Source organism: Klebsiella pneumoniae subsp. pneumoniae HS11286, from assembly GCF_000240185.1.
Lineage (GTDB): Bacteria > Pseudomonadota > Gammaproteobacteria > Enterobacterales > Enterobacteriaceae > Klebsiella > Klebsiella pneumoniae.
Window position 1 is genome coordinate 5,244,494 of the sequence record NC_016845.1, and the last position, 16,261, is coordinate 5,260,754.

Sequence of the window (16,261 nt, forward strand, 5' to 3'; positions counted from 1 at the left end):
AGATATGAGTTTTATTTATAATGTGAGGGATACGACAAAAACCAGCCAGCAAAAAACCCGCAGCCAACGGCGGCGGGTCAGGGCAAGAGCAGCGTTTAGTGCTTCGGAATAATTAAATCGCCGCGCAGCGGGCTGCCGCCCGGGTTGTCCGTTTTCTCGGTCAGCCAGTTGACGATCCGCGATGCCATCGCGTCCATGGAATATTCAATCGCCGGGATAGTCGGGATACCGGGCAGCTGTAACGATCCGGCGAGGCTAAACACCATGACATTTTGCGGAACGGCGCGGTTAAACGCCTGCAGCTGCGGCACCACGCGCTGCGCCTGCTGTTCATCGCTCACCAGCAGCGCGTTAAAGTTCAGCGTCGTGGCGTTATTGACCAGCTCCTGCACCGCCACCGACGGCGAGGTATTATCCAGAAACACCAGGTTGCGATTAAACGGCAAAAAGTTTTTTTCCAGCGCGTGCTTGTAGCCCAGCAGCACCTGGTCGGCAAAGCCGCTGCTCTGCGGATGAATCAGCGCAATCTGCCGTCTCCCCTGGCTAATCAGATAGTGACAGGCGGTTTCGGCGGCGAAAGCATGATCGAACTGAATACTGTTGTCGCCTTCGCTATCGAGGCAGTCCACCAGCACCACGTCCGGGCGGTTAATATTCAGAGGAAAACGCGCGCCGATGATTAGCACGTTATCGCACAGCCCGCAGGTCAACTCCTCCAGAGAGTTCATCACGCCGTGGCTGGTGTTGGCGAAGCGCAGCAGCAGGTGTTTCTGGTGCTGGCTGAGCTGTTTTTCCAGGGCGTAGAGATAGCTGGTGGTTTGGTTGATGTTGTCCTGGGCGCAGATGACGCCGATGCAGCCGGTGGACTGGCTGAGCAACGACTGGGCTATCATGTTTGGCCGGTAATTGAGCGCTTCCGCCGCCTGCAGCACCGCCTGACGACTGGCTTCCTTCACGCCACGTGAGCCGCTCAACACTCGCGACACCGTGGCTTTGGAAACCCCGGCAAGTCGTGAAACATCATTGATTGTCGACATCATTTTCCCCTGCGCGGGCGCCGCGTCCCGCCAAAATCCTGTAAACCTGAATCGCTTCAATTATGACCAGCGCAGTATATCCATTTCGCCATTTGTTTGGAAACCGATTTTCCATTTCAGCGCAAAACATCGCCAAATCGACAGAATAATGTGAGCGAAATCCAATAAATCCGCCCTATAAGCAGGAGATCTTGACCACTATCACAGTTCTGCTTTTTATAAATGGAAACCGGTTTCCGTCTGATATCAAATCACCCACGCAATAACTTTTTACATTTTGAGGATGGTCGTCGATGTACAAGATTATGCTGTGCTGCTCTGTCGGGATGTCCACCAGTCTGCTGGTCAGAAAGATGGTTGAGGCGGCGAATGAACGTGACCTGCCGGTGCAGATTGACGCCTATGGCGTTTCCGAATTTGACATGCAGTTTCCGCAGTATCAGGTGGTGTTGCTTGGCCCCCAGGTGAAATACATGTTGAAAACCCTGTCTGACAAAGCGGCTTCCCTGAACATTCCCGTTCAGCCCATCGATACGATGGACTACGGTATGCAGCGGGGAGACAACGTCCTGAATTATGCTCTGTCGCTGATCCCAGCGGCGCACTGAGAGGTGTTGAAATGAGTTCTCTGTATCAGTCCATGATTGCCGTGATCGAGCAATCTATTACTCCGCTGGCAGGACGCCTTGGGCAGCAGAAATACGTTATCGCTATCCGCGATGGCTTCACTGCCGCCTTGCCGTTTATGATCATCGGCTCTTTCATGCTGGTATTTATCTTTCCGCCGTTTTCACCCGATACCACCAACGGCTTTGCCCGCGGCTGGCTTGATTTCTCCCAGCACTACCGCGAACAGCTGATGCTGCCGTTTAACCTCAGCATGGGCGTGATGACCTTCTTTATCTCGGTCGGCATTGGCGCCAGCCTCGGTCGTCAGTTTCAGCTCGATCCGGTGATGTCCGGTCTGCTGGCGTTTATGGCTTTCCTGCTGGTCGCCGCACCCTATGCCGATGGCAAAATTTCCACTCAGTATCTGTCCGGTCAGGGCATTTTCACCGCGCTGATCACCGCCATCTACTCCACCCGCGTTTACGCGTGGCTGAAGCAAAACAACATTACGATTCGTCTGCCGAAAGAGGTCCCCACCGGCGTCGCCCGTTCGTTTGAAATCCTGATCCCGGTGCTGGTGGTTATTGCGACTCTGCATCCGCTGAATCTGTTTATCGAAGCGCAGACCGGGATGATCCTGCCGCAGGCGATCATGCATCTGCTGGAGCCGCTGGTTTCCGCCTCCGACTCGCTGCCGGCGATTTTGCTCTCTGTTCTGATGTGCCAGATTTTCTGGTTCGCCGGTATCCACGGCTCGCTGATTGTTACCGGCATTATGAACCCGTTCTGGATGGCCAACCTGTCGGCAAACCAGGCGGCGCTGGCGGCTGGCACGGTACTGCCGCACGTCTACCTGCAAGGCTTCTGGGATCACTATCTGCTGATTGGCGGCGTCGGTTCTACCCTGCCGCTGGCCTTCCTGCTGCTGCGTAGCCGGGCCACCCATCTGCGCACCATCGGCAAGATGGGCATCGTGCCGAGCTTCTTTAATATCAACGAGCCGATTCTGTTCGGGGCGCCGATCATCATGAACCCGATGATGTTTATCCCCTTCGTCTGCGTACCGATGGTCAACGCGGTGCTGGCTTACGGCGCGACGCGTCTTGGCTGGCTGAGCCAGGTGGTGTCGCTGACGCCGTGGACTACGCCGGCCCCAATTGGCGCGTCGTGGGCGGCTAACTGGACCCTGAGCCCGGTGGTGATGTGTCTCATCTGCATGGTGATGTCGGCGGTCATTTATCTGCCGTTCCTGCGCGCTTATGAACGTTCCTTAATGAAAACCGAAGTTGAGAAAGCCAAAAATAGCGTTCCGGTAGCAGAAACCGTTAGCTAATCCCTCTCCTTCCGGAGAGATAATAAGATGACAGCGTAATAATGCAGAAAATGGGCTTTCACTGCATTATTAAATAATAAATACCTCAGGAATACACATGATTGAATTAGAAGATGCGGTAATGGAAATTATCGTTAATGCGGGACAGTCACGCTCATTATGTTTTGAAGCGCTGCATGCGGCCCGAACCGGAAATATCGACGAAGCGCGTTTACTCTTAAACGAGGCCGACGGCTACGCCCGCCGGGCGCATCAGATGCAGACCCAGCTCATCGGGCAGGATGCCGGTGAAGCGCGTCAGCCCATGACGCTGATTATGGTACATGCCCAGGATCATTTGATGAATTCGCTGCTGGCCCGCGAGTTCTCAGAAGAATTAATCCATCTGTACCAGCGTTAATTAATATGGAATAACGTTAGCGAGAATATTATTCTCCGGCGTCGCTGTACCCTAAAAAACAAATCAGCTTATTTTGGCTATTTATTCTAGCCAGAATGGGATGGTTATTATCTGAAATATATTAATTATTAAAGCGAGATAACCATGAATACTGTAAAAAAACTGCCTTTAGCCATGGCGGTGGTCGCCGCGCTGTGCCCAATTTCTGTCATGGCGCAAGAATTTACGCAGGAACAGATCGACGCCATCGTCGCCAAAGCCGTTGATAAAGCGCTGGCCGACCGCCAGGCAAAAATCGACGCCGCGGCCAACAAAAAGGTCGACGTGATTACTAACCCGGAAACCACCGCCGCCTCGCCGGATATGGCCATTCCGTTCGGCCTCAAGTTCAGCGGCTACGCCCGCTATGGCGCCCACTTCCAGACCGGCGACCAGAAATATGTCGGCGTCGACGGCTCCTATAACGGCGCCTCGGCGATCGGCCGTCTGGGCAACGAAAGCAACGGCGGCGAATTCCAGATCAGCAAGGCCTTCAAAAGCGCGCAGGGGGCTATCTGGGATCTCAACGTGATGTTCGACCACTGGAGCGACGAAGTTAACCTGAAGAAGGCCTACGTCGGCGTTACCAACGTGCTGGAATCCAACCCCAACGCCTATCTGTGGGCCGGCCGCGACTTCCACCAGCGTCCGCAACAGGGGATCAACGACTACTTCTGGATGAACCACGACGGCCAGGGCGCCGGGGTGAAGAACTTTGATATCGGCGGCGTGCAGTTCGACGTGGCGGCGGTGTCGCAGGTGAAATCCTGTAGTCCGGAAGTGATGGCCGACGAGACCAACCCGTCGCGCATCACCTGTACCGGCAGCTCCGACACCGGCGACAACGGCCACTACGCGCTGACCACCAAAACCCACAACATCAAGGCCGGGCCGATCGACGTCGAGGTGTACGCCAACTACGGCTTTGACTCAAAGGCGGTGGACAGCGACGCGCGTCTCGAAGCCTGGCAGGGCGGCCTGGTGCTGAGCCACACCAACGACAGCGGGGTGAACAAGGTGATCCTGCGCTACTCCGACAACTCGGATAACAGCGTCTACAACAAGACCGACGACCTGACCACGGTCTACGCCAGCTTCGAGGGCAGCCATAAGTTCACCCAGCAGGCGCAGGTGGAATATCTGCTGGCCTTCCACGACTACGACAACGGCAAGGATAATACCGACAACCGTAAAAACTACGGCGCCATCGTCCGGCCGATGTATTTCTGGAACGATGTGCACTCCACCTGGCTGGAAGCGGGCTACCAGCGCGTGGATTACGACCAGGGCGGGGATAACCACGGCTGGAAGCTGACGCTGTCGCAGAACATCGCCATCGGCATGGGGCCGGAGTTCCGTCCGATGCTGCGCTTCTACGTGACCGGCGGCCAAGTGGATAACGAGCACACCGCGAAGGTAAACGGCACCCAGGACCAGCAGCTGGATTCGCTGAACGTCGGCGGGATGTTTGAGGCGTGGTTCTGATGCGATAGCGTTGTCGAAGGAGCGTTCCCGGCTGGCGCTACGCTTAGCCGGGCTACAACTGAGGAGGCCTGCGGGATTCCACCCCCAGGCCCGCGCAAGCGCAGCGCCGCCGGGCGGTCAGGCACCGTACCCGCGGTTGTGCCGGATGGCGGCATACATGCCTTATCCGGCCTACGTTCCTGAGGAAGCCTGCGGGACCCCACCCCGTAGGCCCGGCAAGCGCAGCGCCGCCGGGCGGTCAGGCGCTGTACCCGCGGCTGTGCCGGATGGCGGCATACATGCCTTATCCGGCCTACAGAAAATCGCCTTCCCCCCAGGACCGGCAAGCAACAGCTCCGCCGGGCAGTCAGCCCCGTGCCCTGGTGGCGTCATCAATTCTTTATCTCTGGCTTAATCGGCGGGCGATACGCTCAAGCTTCATCATCAACAGCAGCGTGACGCCCACCAGCACAATGGTCAGCGCCGAGCCATCGGCGATATTGCCGCGATCGGTGAGGCTGAAAATGGTCACCGGCAGCGTCGTCCAGCCCGGCGGATACATCATCACCGTCGCCCCTAGCTCTCCCATCGACAACGACAGGCTCAGCGCCAGCGCCGAGATCATCCACGGCGTCATCAGCGGCAGCGTCACATGGCGCAGGCGATACCACGGCGAAGCGCCCAGGCTGGAGGCGACGTTTTCAATATCAGCGGAAATACGCGCCAGCCCGGTCGTTACGTTGCTGAAGGTAAAGGCGGAGATCAGCACGAAGTGCGCCGCCAGAACGATAAAGAAGGTGCCGTTCATCTGCAGCGGCCCCTAGCTGAACGCCACCAGAATGCCCAGCCCGACGGAAACCGAGGGGATGGCGCTGGGCAGATAAAACGCCAGGCCAAGATATTTCTGTAGCGTCGCGCCATGCTGGCGCAGCGCCAGCGCCGCCCACATCCCGCACAGCAGCGCCAGCAGGCTGGCGCAGAAGCCCACCATCAGGCTCGAAAACAGCGAATCCCACGCCGCGCCGCGAAAGGCGTTAACAAAGTGGGCAAAGGTAAAGCCGGTGGGCAGCAGGCCGTTCCATTGTTTACTCAGGCTGGAGAGTAAAATCACCGCCAGCGGCAGCAGGAAAACGCCGGCAAAAAGCGTCACCGCCAGCGCGCCCGCCGCCGCGCGGCCTTTACGCGACCAAATCAACATCGTTAACTCCTTACGCCAGTGCGCGCCGCCGCCAGCCGATAGAGCATAAACAGCCCCAGCGACAGCAGAATATTGATCAGCGCAATCATGCAGGCCACGCTGTAATCCGACTCCAGAATCGCCTTGCTGTAGACCATCATCGGCAGGGTATTGACCCCTTTGGCGCCAATAAACAGCACGATCCCGAACTCGTTAGTGGTCAATAGCAGGCACAGGCTGCCGCCCGCCATCAGCGCCGGGAGCGCCGCCGGGAAGATAACCTGGGTAATCACCCGTAACGGATGAGCGCCGAGAATACTCGCCGCTTCCAGCTGGCTCTTATCTATCTGCCGCAATCCCGCCATCAGCGGACGCATCACCAGCGGCGTAAAGACGGTAATCTCCGCCAGAATCACGCCGTTAATCGAATAGAGGAAGTCTACCGGCGGCAGTTCAAAAGCAAACAGCGCCATCAGGGTGCCGTTGAGCAGCCCCGCCGAGCCGTAAATAAAGGTGAACGCGAGAGTGATAAGAAAGGTCGGCAGCGCAATAAAAGTATCAATGACCCGGCTCACCAGTTGGCTGCCGGGGAACGGAATAAACACCAGAATCAGCGCCAGCACGCTGCCGAGTACCAGGCAGCCAAGGGTAGCGAACACCGCAATCTGTAAGGTATTGAGCAGCGCGCCAATAAAGCGTTTTGAGTCGATCACCTGCCAGAAAGTCTCGAGGCTCAGGTTGCCGCTGGCGTCACGTAATGCCTGTTCGGCGATCAGCAGTAGCGGATAGAAAAATAGCGTCGCCAGCACCAGCAGCGGCAATGCCAGCCACAGGTAAGGCCGTAAATTTCGCGCCGGACGCGCAAGCGTGAGGGTTTGCGCCATCATTGCACCTCGATCAGAACCGCATCGCCAGGTTCGAAGTAGAGCGCCAGCTTGTCCCCCGCGCGCGGCAGCGGGTTCACGTGGGTCATCACAATCCGCACCGCTTCGCCGGCAACATCGCACAGCAGATGCGTCAGATCGCCCTGCCAGTGCACCGACGTCAGGGTGGCGTTGAGACGATTACTAGTTGCCGATCGCGGCGCCAGGCTCATGTGCTGCGGGCGAATGCATAACAGTTTGTTGTTGCCATGCAGGCCGCCCCGGCTGAAGGCGTTAATCAGGCCGCCGCCACAGCTCACGCTAACCAGCCCCGGCTCGGGGCTGTCTTTCAGCGCCGTCGCCTGCAGGATATTGGCACGGCCGAGGAATTCGGCGCTAAAGCGGTTCGGCGGATAGTGGTACAGCTCGTGCGTTTCGCCGTGGGCGATCAGCGAGCCATCTTTCATGATGCCGATTTTGTCCGCCAGGGTCAGCGCTTCGGTCTGATCGTGGGTGACGTAGAGAATGGTCAGTTCCGGCAGTTCGCGATGCAGACGGGCAATCTCTTCCACCATGTTATGGCGAATTTGCGCATCCAGCGCCGACAGCGGTTCATCAAGCAACAGCACCCGAGGACGCACGGCAATCGCGCGGGCTATCGCCACGCGCTGCTGCTGGCCGCCGGAAAGCTGATGCGGGTAGCGGGTGGCGTAATCCGCCATGCCGACGATTTTTAAGGCTTCAGTCACCCGCTCGGCGATAAGCCCCCTGGACTGCTTTTGCGCCCGCAGGCCGAAGGCGACGTTATCTTCCACCTTCATATGCGGAAACAGCGCGTAGTTCTGCACCACCATCGCCAGCCCGCGTTTGTACGGCGGCAGCTGGGTGACGTCAGTATCGCCGATCAGGATCCGCCCGCCAGCCGGTTGCACAAAACCGGCAATCGCCCGCAGCACCGTGGTTTTCCCGGAACCGGAAGGGCCTATCAGCGCCAGCACCTCACCGGGTTCAATGGTCAATGACAGCGGTTTTAAGACCACGTTGCCGTGGTATGAAACGCGCAGCGAGTCCAGGGTGATCCCGGAAGTCCCCGCCAGCGACGGGGAAGAAGTGACGGTGGCTTTCATCAACATCAGGCTTACTCGCTATCGGTCACTTTATGCCAGCGGGCAATGTCAGCCGACAGCGATACCGCGACATCGTCCCAGTTAGGTTCCCAGCTCTTCACGCCGTCGAGCGCCGCTTTCGCCGCCTTAAAGTTAGCATCATCCGGCGCTACATCGCTGCGTACCGGCAGGCCCCAGGAGCGCGCGCTGACGCTGGATTGCGCCGGTTTATCCAGCAGGAAATTGATCAGCTTTTTGCCGTTTTCGCTGTTCGGTCCGTTCTGCACCAGCCCGATGGTGTAGGGCAGCGCCAGCGCGCTGCGCTCGCCTTTGTCATCCGCCGGCCAGAAAATTTTAACGTTCGGGTTACGCGCCATCTGCGACAGGTTCATCTGCAGATCGCCGTTGGCGACGTACAGCTCGCCTTTGTTGACCAGCGCCGTCAGCTTACCGGTCGAGGCCGATGGGCCAACGTTATTGGCCTGCAGCTTACCCAGATACGCAAAACCGGCGTCTTTACCGCCGAGGCTATGGAACGCCTGCAGCATCACCGCGGTACCGTCGCCCGCCTGACCCGGCGTGGAGTACTGCAACTTGTTCTTGTAGCGGCTATCCAGCAGATCCTGCCAGCTGGCCGGCGCGCTTTTCAGCAACTGACTGTTATAGATGAAGGTCAGATAGTTATTCACCAGCGGCGCGTAGCGGTCGTTAGCGCCGGGGATCTGCGCGCTACCTTGCGGGGTAAAGGTTGCCAGCAATTGCTCTTTCGCGGCGCGCTGGATAAACGGCGGCACCGTGACCAACACGTCAGCCTGTGGATTGGTGCGCTCCTTCGCCAGACGCTCGACGATCGCGCCGGAGCCGCCTTCCACATACTGCACTTTGATGCCCGTCGCTTTGGTGAAGGCAGCGAACTGGCTCTGATACCAGCTGTTATCGCCGTCATGCAGGCCGTCGGCGGAGTAAACCGTGACGACGCCGTCCGCCCAAACCGGAGAGCTGGTCAGCGCGAACAGGGACAGCAGAGCAAATCGGGAGAGTTTCATCGTGTAAGCCTCATCGAATAGTCAGTTATTCTGGTGTAGACCAGATTTAGCTTCACGCTACCGGGGGTATATGACAAAACGATGAAAAAAGTGTGTCGAAGGAGTTAAAACGAACGGGATGCGTAGCCCCGGCACGCGCTAGCGCCACCGGGGAGATCAAAAAATTTAACTAATAAAATCAATGGGTATCGACTTCGATCCGCAGGCTATCATGCCGCCAGTATTCAATATCGTAATCGAGAATACGCCCGTGCTGATCGTAATTCAGCCTGCGCAACAGCAGCGCCGGGCGCCCCTCCATCACCCCCAGCGCCTCGGCGGCCTGCGGCGGCATTGAGGTGGGATAAAACGACAGATGCATACTGGTATAGATCAGTTCGTAGTGAGTTTGATAAATCTCGGTCAGACTGCCGTTGAGATCGTGGCGCAGCAGCTCAGGCACCCGCGCGGGCAGACAGTGGTTTTCGCAGTAGCATACCGGCCGCCCGTCGGCATAGCGCAGCCGGGTCAGCAGGTAGACCTGATCGAAGGGCTGCAGCGCCAGAGGCGCCATCACATCCAGCGGCACGGCAGCCAGGCGGCCATCAAGCAGCACCGTTTTCGGTTCGCGCCCCTGTTCGAGACACAGCTTGTGGAAGTTGGTATTTTGCGTCGGATCCAGCCACAGACGCTCCGGCGTCACAAACCAGCCGCGGCGGTCGGCGCGGTAAATCACGCCGCTGGCCTCCAGCTGCGCCAGGCTCTCACGCACCGTAATCCGCGTCGTGTTGAACAGCGCGCACAGCTCGCGCTCGGAAGGCAGCTTGTCGCCGCTTTTGAGGGCGCCGTTTTGAATACGCGCCTGCAGCTGCGCCTTAATCATCAGGTATTGCGGCATCTCGCCAGAGGGTGATTTCATGTTTACTCACTGCCACTTTTCGTGCGCTCATTATACATAGCCAGATGAATTTTTTGTTGCAGCGCCACATTTCCTTTGACCCTGTCCCGGCTTTGTCTCCATGATAACTATAAATCTGGTATAGACCAAATGGTGAGACAAATGACTTCACGAAATTACCTGCTGCTGACCCCCGGCCCGTTAACCACCACCCGTACGGTGAAAGAGGCAATGTTGTTCGATAGCTGCACCTGGGATGATGATTACAATCTCGGCGTGGTACAGACCATTCGCCAGCAGCTAGTGCAGTTGGCTACCCCGGCCGACGGTTATACGGCGGTGCTACTGCAGGGTAGCGGCAGCTACGCGGTCGAAGCGGTGCTCGGCAGCGTCATCGGCGAACAGGGCAAAGTGTTGATCGTCAGCAATGGCGCCTATGGCGCGCGTATGATTGAGATGGCGCAGCTGATGGGCATCGCCTGCCACCCTTACGACTGCGGCGAAGTCTCCCGTCCGGACGCGGCCGCGATCGAACAGATCCTGCAGAACGACCCGGCGATCACCCATATCGCGATGGTACACAGCGAAACCACCACCGGTATGCTGAATCCGATCGAAGAGGTGGCCGAACTGGCGAAACGGTACGATAAACGCTATATCGTCGATGCGATGAGCAGCTTCGGCGGCATTCCACTGGATATCGCCGCGCTGAATATTGATTACCTGATAAGCTCCGCCAACAAATGCATTCAGGGCGTGCCGGGCTTTGCCTTCGTGATTGCCCGCGAAGCGGAGCTGGCCGCCTGCAAAGGCCGTTCGCGCTCGCTGTCGCTGGATCTGTACGCCCAGTGGCGCTGCATGGAGGACAACCACGGCAAGTGGCGCTTCACCTCGCCGACGCATACCGTGCTGGCCTTCGCCCAGGCGCTGAAAGAGCTGGCGCAGGAGGGCGGCGTCAGCGCCCGCTATCAGCGCTACCGCAACAATCAGCGCCGGCTGGTCGCCGGGATGCGCGCGCTCGGCTTCCGGCCGCTGCTCGACGATAGCCTGCACTCGCCGATCATTACCGCCTTTTATTCACCGGATGCGCCGCAGTATCGCTTTCACACCTTCTACCAGAAGCTGAAAGATCAGGGCTTCGTTATCTATCCGGGCAAAGTATCGCAAAGCGACTGCTTCCGCATCGGCAACATTGGCGAAGTCTACGACGCCGATATCACCGCCCTGCTGGCGGCTATCGACAACGCCATGTACTGGAAACAATAAGGAACCGCCATGAACCGTATTAGCGCACTGATCCTTGACTGGGCAGGCACCACCGTAGACTTCGGCTCTTTCGCCCCGACGCAAATCTTCGTCGAGGCCTTCCGCCAGGCCTTCGATATTGAGATAACCCTTGAAGAGGCCCGCGTGCCGATGGGGCTTGGCAAATGGCAGCACATTGAGGCGCTGGGCAAACTCCCTTCTGTCGACAGCCGCTGGCAGGCCAAATTCGGCCGCGCGATGACGGCCGCGGATATCGATGCGATCTACGCCGCGTTTATGCCGCTGCAAATCGCTAAGGTTGTCGATTTTTCCGCACCAATAGCCGGCGTGGTCGACACCATCGCCACGTTTCGCGCCGAGGGCCTGAAGATCGGCTCCTGCTCGGGTTATCCGCGCCCGGTGATGGAAAAGCTGGTACCGGCCGCCGCCGCCCAGGGCTACGCCCCGGACCACTGGGTCGCCACCGATGACCTTGCCGCCGGCGGTCGTCCGGGCCCGTGGATGGCGCTGCAGAACGTGATTACCCTGGGCATAGACGATGTGGCCCACTGCGTGAAGGTCGACGACGCCGCGCCGGGCATCAGCGAAGGGTTACATGCCGGGATGTGGAGCGTCGGGCTGGCGGTGTCCGGTAACGAATTCGGCGCAACCTGGGAGGAGTACCAGGCGATGTCGAAAGCGGAAATCGCCACCCGCCGCGAGCGGGCGGCAGGCAAACTGTATGCCGCCGGGGCGCATTATGTGGTTGATACCCTGGCGGACCTGCCGGAAGTGATTGCCGACATCAATGCCCGGCTGGCAAAAGGCGAGCGGCCTTAAGCGGGTGAATTCACCTTCACTTTGGCCGCCACCAGCAGGCCGGTAAACAGCATCAATATCCCTGACAACACCAGCGGCGACAGCAGCCCTAAGTGGTCAAGCGCAATGCCGCCGACCGCGGCGCCGCAGGTGTTGGCCAGCTGGATCACCGCCACCTGAATCGACCCGGCTTTTTCCGCCTGATCGGAGAGGGAACGGGTGATCCACGTTGACCACCCCACCGGGATCAGCGCAAACGCGAAGCCCCAGATAATCGCCACCGTCGAGGCGATGATTTTGCTCTCTCCCCACAGCACCAGCGCCACCGCGCAGGCGGTCAGCACCAGCGGCGCGATCGCCAGCGCCGCTTTTACCGAACGCTTGAGCAGCACCGAGGAGAGCGAGGTACCGATAAAGCTGGCGATACCAAAGCTCAGCAGCACCAGCGTCAGGCCGTCGACATCAAACCCGGCGAGGGTCATGTACACCGGGCGAATATAGGTAAAGAAGGCGAACTGTCCGGCAAAGGCCATGAAAATGGCGCACATTCCGGCCATCACCCCCGGACGCTTCAGCAGACCAAACATATTTTGCTGCTGAGAAGCCGATTCACCGGGCAGCGACGGCAGCGCTTTCAGCACCCAGAGCGTACACAGCACGCCCATTACCGCCGCGCCGTTAAAGACGTTGCGCCAGCCGATAAGCCCGCCAAGGAAACTGCCCAACGGGGCGGCGATCACCAGCGCGATTGATACCGCGCCGAAGATAATCGATAGCGCTTTCGGCACCACGCGCATCGGCACCAGACGCATGGTCAGCGATGCGGACATCGCCCAGAAACCGCCGAGCGCCAGGCCCAGACAGGCGCGCCCCAGCAGTAGCAGGGTGAAGCTATCAGCGAAAGATACCAGCAGGCAAGAAAGGGTCAGCAGCAGTGAAAACAGGATAACCACGTAGCGGCGATCGGTTTTACCTATCACCGTGGTGATAAACAGGCTGGAAAACATCGCGACGAATGCCGTCGTCGTCACCGACTGCCCGGCCATCCCTTCGGAGATGCCTAAATCCAGCGCCATCGGCGTCAGCAGGCTGACCGGCAAAAACTCAACGGTAATCAGGCAGGCGACGCAGAAAGCAACCGCGAAAACCGCCGACCAGTTTGGCCGCGCGAGATCGCGTGCATGGGGTTTGGTTTCATTTGAATGACTCATGAGTGACCTGCGAAGAAAGTGGCGGAAAGCTGCGCAGTGTAACATTTTGTATGTGACGTACTTAACGTTTTCGCAACTCTTCTCGCTTTTCATAAGAGGGTGCGTAGCTGCTCGCATGTTTAAAAAACGATGCTTGCTATCGCTTTAACAAATCTCAGGAGAATTTAATATAGCACTATGTGCTATACTTTTAACGACAGGATGTCAGCAATGCGTATCTTTAAAACCAAATGGTTCGCCAGAGAGGCTAGCTCTCATGGCATTTCCGACGACGAGCTCTATCAGGCAATTCAATCTGCGCTTCAGGGCAAAGTGGTTGATTTAGGAGGAGGGGTTTATAAAAAGCGACTCAACAAGAATCGCGATCGCGCAATCATCCTTACCAAAAGCGCAGAGTATTGGTTTTATACCTTTCTATATGCCAAACAGGATATGGCCAATATCAACCATCGCGAATTAATGGGGTTTCGTGAGTTAGCAAAACACTATGCCAATCTCTCTGAAGAGAAAACGACGGTCTTAGTTAAAAGTAAAGAACTGGTGGAGATTTGCGATGACAGCAAAAAATAAATACAAAAGCCCGGCTTTCGAAGCGATCCATAGCGCTGCGTCGGGGCTATTCAGCGTTGGCGCAATCCCACAGGAAACAATGCGCCATTTTGATGAATCATGTCTCGGTAGCGTAGCCACACTTCAACCCATTGAAATTAAAGCGCTACGTGAACAACTCAATGTTAGCCAACCCGTGTTCGCTCGTTATCTGAATACCAGCGTGTCTACCGTGCAAAAATGGGAGACTGGCGCTAAACGACCGAGCGGAATGTCATTAAAATTGCTTAGCGTCGTACAAAAACACGGCCTGAAAATCCTACTGTAGTTATCCTGCCGGATGGCGCTTACGCTTATCCGGCCTGCAAGTGACGAGTGCGGAAACCGTAGGCCGGATAAGGCGCAGCCGCCATCCGGCACACAAAAGCGATGAACCACAGGCCGGATAACAATGAGATCAGTGCAGCCAGTGCACGCCGTCTTCCGGGAGAAACAGGTCGTTGTAGCGCTGCTGTAGGTTATGTAAATCGCTCACATCCGGGTCCAGCTCGCGCAGAAACCCTTGCGCCAGGCGGATCTGCGCCTCGGTAATCGGCGCCGCTAAACGCGCTTTTTGCATCAGGCGATACCAGTAATGCAGGTTTTTTTCGCTGGCGTCGACAATCGCGACCTGCCAGATGAGCAGCACCTGGGCGGCGTTCTGCAGATGCGCTTCATTCGGCCGCTCCAGGTAACGCAAATACTCATTACCGGCGGTTTTTCCCAGCTGATCGATCATCGATTCCAGCGGGACAGGCGTGATGCCGAGGCGTTCGCTCAGGCGGCGGATCGCGCGGCGTGAATCAGAGGTAAGCACCCGAAATCCCACAACAAACACCACTACCAGGGTGGCCAGTCCTATCCAGATCATGCATCCTCTCATCCAATCGCAGCCTGACTATCATAATGGGAATTTGCCTGCTGTCGACTGTCGGACCTGGCATAATGCGCAAGAAATAAAAAAGCCCGGCGCGAAGGCCGGGCAAGGTTACCAAATACCTGGTGAATCAGGCGGTCTGCAAAATACGGTTCTTTTTCTCGCGGCGAATTTTACGCTCTTCAAAGATAGCCACGATGGCCATCAGGCAGATACAGCCGACGGCGGCGGCGTCCAGCGCCGCAAAGGTGCCGGCCCAGCCGGTCAGGCCGAAGACCGGGGTGCCGTCGGCGATCATCCCGAGACCCAGTTTGGCGAAGCTATCGCCGATCAGATAGGCGAAGGTGCCCTTGATCCCATCGGCGGCGCCGATCGCTTTTTTCGGTACGAAACCGACGGCGGCGACGCCGATCAACAGCTGCGGACCAAACACCAGGAAGCCCAGCGCAAATAACGAGGCCAGATAGACGTACTGGTTGCTGGCGTGTTGGTAAACCCCGAGGGTGGCGATAATCAGCGCCAGCGCGATGCAGGCCACCAGCGCGCGGCGGCCGTTGGCCAGATCCGACAGCCAGCCCCACAGCAGCGTGCCGACCAGCGCGCCGACCTCAAACAGGGTAAAGCCCTGAATCGCCACCTCTTTCGACAGCTTCAGCTCCTGGAAGGCGTACACGGTGGACCACTGATCGATACCGATACGCACCACGTAGAGGAAGATGTTGGAGAAGCACAGCAGCCAGATCACTTTGTTTTTCAGCACGTACTCAACAAAGATCTGCCACTTGGTCATCGCATTTTCTTCGGTCTCTTTGTCCTCTTCGCTGATCGCTTCGCCAAACAGCTCTTCCGCCGTGCCGAGGCCGTAGGATTCCGGAGAGTCGCTACCGTAGCGCAGGCCGATAAAGCCAACGATCAGCGCAATAATCGACGGGAAGATAAACATGCCGATCACATGGCCGTCGAACAGATAGTTGGCGCCAAACAGCGCCACGCCCGCCGCGCCCGCGCCGCCGAGGTTGTGGGAGATATTCCAGAAGCCGAGGAAAGTGCCGCGTTTGCGTCTGGGCGTCCACTTGGTGATGGTGGAATAGCTGCACGAGCCGCCGGTGCTCTGGAAGAAACCGCTCAGCGCATAGAAGGCGATCATCAGGAACAGGCTGGTAGAACCCGCCCCCATGCTGGCGCTAAAGCCCAGCATACAGATGGCGGAGAGGATCAGCATAAACGGCAGGAACTGCTTGGTGTTTTTGCCGTCGGCATAATAAGAGACCAGCGTCTTGCCCACGCCGTAGGTGATGGAGAAGCCCAGGCCAATCATCCCCAGCTGGGTCATGCTCAGCCCGTAGGTGGAGATCATGTCGTTCTGCGCGATGTTAAAGTTCTTGCGGATCAAGTACATGGTCAGGTAGCCGATGAAAACCACCAGATAGGACTGCATGAAAGGTTTGAACCACATTTTGCGCCGCACATCGAGCGGCAGATCCAAGGTCGGCTTGCGCACCTGATTCAGAAAGGCCAGCATGGGTATCTCCTGAGCTGATTTTTTATGCCTGCGTAATAACCAGGCATT

18 protein-coding genes and 1 other annotated feature are annotated in these 16,261 nt (G+C 57.7%); of the genes, 8 read left to right on the forward strand and 10 right to left on the reverse strand.

All coding sequences use genetic code 11. The annotated features are described in order from the left end of the window. Positions 1 to 95: 95 nt before the first annotated feature. Positions 96 to 1,037, reverse strand: coding sequence for a LacI transcriptional regulator (locus KPHS_52230; RefSeq protein ID YP_005229523.1), 942 nt, complete (start codon positions 1,035 to 1,037; stop codon positions 96 to 98). Between the two features lie 293 nt (positions 1,038 to 1,330). On the opposite strand from KPHS_52230, the gene KPHS_52240 reads away from it, so the two are divergent. The 4 genes from KPHS_52240 (at position 1,331) to KPHS_52270 (ending at position 4,903) form a co-directional block, all read left to right on the forward strand. Beyond that, positions 1,331 to 1,645, forward strand: coding sequence for a putative phosphotransferase system, lactose/cellobiose-specific IIB subunit (locus KPHS_52240; protein ID YP_005229524.1), 315 nt, complete (start codon positions 1,331 to 1,333; stop codon positions 1,643 to 1,645). Positions 1,646 to 1,656: 11 nt separating this feature from the next. Then, positions 1,657 to 2,979 carry a putative phosphotransferase system, EIIC gene (locus KPHS_52250; RefSeq protein ID YP_005229525.1) on the forward strand — a complete coding sequence of 441 codons (1,323 nt, stop codon included), beginning with the start codon at positions 1,657 to 1,659 and terminating at the stop codon, positions 2,977 to 2,979. Positions 2,980 to 3,076: 97 nt separating this feature from the next. Further along, positions 3,077 to 3,379, forward strand: coding sequence for a putative phosphotransferase system PTS, lactose/cellobiose-specific IIA subunit (locus KPHS_52260; protein ID YP_005229526.1), 303 nt, complete (start codon positions 3,077 to 3,079; stop codon positions 3,377 to 3,379). A gap of 144 nt (positions 3,380 to 3,523) precedes the next feature. Further along, a complete protein-coding gene (locus KPHS_52270) occupies positions 3,524 to 4,903 on the forward strand; it encodes a putative porin (RefSeq protein ID YP_005229527.1) in 1,380 nt (459 codons plus the stop codon). Between the two features lie 379 nt (positions 4,904 to 5,282). Here the strand turns inward: KPHS_52270 and KPHS_52280 are convergent, their stop codons facing one another. The 6 genes from KPHS_52280 to KPHS_52330 form a co-directional block, all read right to left on the reverse strand. After that, positions 5,283 to 5,690, reverse strand: a complete 408-nt coding sequence (locus KPHS_52280) for a 2-aminoethylphosphonate transporter, membrane component (protein YP_005229528.1) — start codon at positions 5,688 to 5,690, stop codon at positions 5,283 to 5,285. Next, positions 5,283 to 6,080: a sequence feature (potential frameshift: common BLAST hit: gi|238897164|ref|YP_002921912.1| 2-aminoethylphosphonate transport system memrane component), on the reverse strand. It overlaps the preceding gene by 408 nt. After that, positions 5,703 to 6,080 (reverse strand): 2-aminoethylphosphonate transporter, membrane component, encoded by a 378-nt coding sequence (locus KPHS_52290; protein ID YP_005229529.1) that lies wholly within the window; start codon positions 6,078 to 6,080, stop codon positions 5,703 to 5,705. (Overlaps the previous feature by 378 nt.) Before the next feature lie 2 nt (positions 6,081 to 6,082). Continuing rightward, complete coding sequence (locus tag KPHS_52300; protein ID YP_005229530.1) at positions 6,083 to 6,943, reverse strand: 2-aminoethylphosphonate ABC transporter ATP-binding protein; 861 nt, start codon at positions 6,941 to 6,943, stop codon at positions 6,083 to 6,085. Beyond that, positions 6,943 to 8,055 carry a 2-aminoethylphosphonate transporter,ATPase component gene (locus tag KPHS_52310; RefSeq protein ID YP_005229531.1) on the reverse strand — a complete coding sequence of 371 codons (1,113 nt, stop codon included), beginning with the start codon at positions 8,053 to 8,055 and terminating at the stop codon, positions 6,943 to 6,945. Before KPHS_52310 ends, KPHS_52300 begins: the two co-directional genes overlap by 1 nt. A gap of 5 nt (positions 8,056 to 8,060) precedes the next feature. Then, entirely contained in the window at positions 8,061 to 9,074 is a 1,014-nt protein-coding gene (locus tag KPHS_52320) for a 2-aminoethylphosphonate ABC transporter substrate-binding protein (RefSeq protein ID YP_005229532.1), read from the reverse strand. Positions 9,075 to 9,252: 178 nt separating this feature from the next. Next, complete coding sequence (locus KPHS_52330; RefSeq protein YP_005229533.1) at positions 9,253 to 9,972, reverse strand: 2-aminoethylphosphonate transporter repressor; 720 nt, start codon at positions 9,970 to 9,972, stop codon at positions 9,253 to 9,255. Between the two features lie 141 nt (positions 9,973 to 10,113). Here KPHS_52330 and KPHS_52340 point away from each other — a divergent pair, with 141 nt between their 5' ends. Both KPHS_52340 and KPHS_52350 read left to right on the forward strand, forming a co-directional pair. Next, on the forward strand, positions 10,114 to 11,217 hold the full coding sequence (locus KPHS_52340; RefSeq protein ID YP_005229534.1) for a 2-aminoethylphosphonate--pyruvate transaminase: 1,104 nt from the start codon (positions 10,114 to 10,116) through the stop codon (positions 11,215 to 11,217). A 9-nt stretch (positions 11,218 to 11,226) separates the two neighbouring features. After that, positions 11,227 to 12,036 carry a phosphonoacetaldehyde hydrolase gene (locus KPHS_52350; protein ID YP_005229535.1) on the forward strand — a complete coding sequence of 270 codons (810 nt, stop codon included), beginning with the start codon at positions 11,227 to 11,229 and terminating at the stop codon, positions 12,034 to 12,036. On the opposite strand, the gene KPHS_52360 is transcribed toward KPHS_52350, so the two are convergent. Continuing rightward, positions 12,033 to 13,226 (reverse strand): putative inner membrane transport protein, encoded by a 1,194-nt coding sequence (locus KPHS_52360; RefSeq protein YP_005229536.1) that lies wholly within the window; start codon positions 13,224 to 13,226, stop codon positions 12,033 to 12,035. The genes KPHS_52350 and KPHS_52360 overlap by 4 nt on opposite strands. Before the next feature lie 210 nt (positions 13,227 to 13,436). Between KPHS_52360 and KPHS_52370 the strand changes: the two genes are divergently transcribed. Both KPHS_52370 and KPHS_52380 read left to right on the forward strand, forming a co-directional pair. Continuing rightward, positions 13,437 to 13,796 (forward strand): RelE family toxin-antitoxin system, encoded by a 360-nt coding sequence (locus tag KPHS_52370; protein ID YP_005229537.1) that lies wholly within the window; start codon positions 13,437 to 13,439, stop codon positions 13,794 to 13,796. A gap of 79 nt (positions 13,797 to 13,875) precedes the next feature. Further along, a complete protein-coding gene (locus KPHS_52380) occupies positions 13,876 to 14,103 on the forward strand; it encodes a putative helix-turn-helix protein (RefSeq protein YP_005229538.1) in 228 nt (75 codons plus the stop codon). Positions 14,104 to 14,232: 129 nt separating this feature from the next. Here the strand turns inward: KPHS_52380 and KPHS_52390 are convergent, their stop codons facing one another. Next, the gene (locus KPHS_52390) at positions 14,233 to 14,685 is read right to left on the reverse strand and encodes a DUF1198 family protein (protein YP_005229539.1); all 453 of its coding nucleotides are present in this window, start codon (positions 14,683 to 14,685) and stop codon (positions 14,233 to 14,235) included. 136 nt (positions 14,686 to 14,821) lie between these two features. Continuing rightward, positions 14,822 to 16,213, reverse strand: a complete 1,392-nt coding sequence (locus KPHS_52400; protein ID YP_005229540.1) for a hexose phosphate transport protein — start codon at positions 16,211 to 16,213, stop codon at positions 14,822 to 14,824. Positions 16,214 to 16,261: the final 48 nt, after the last annotated feature.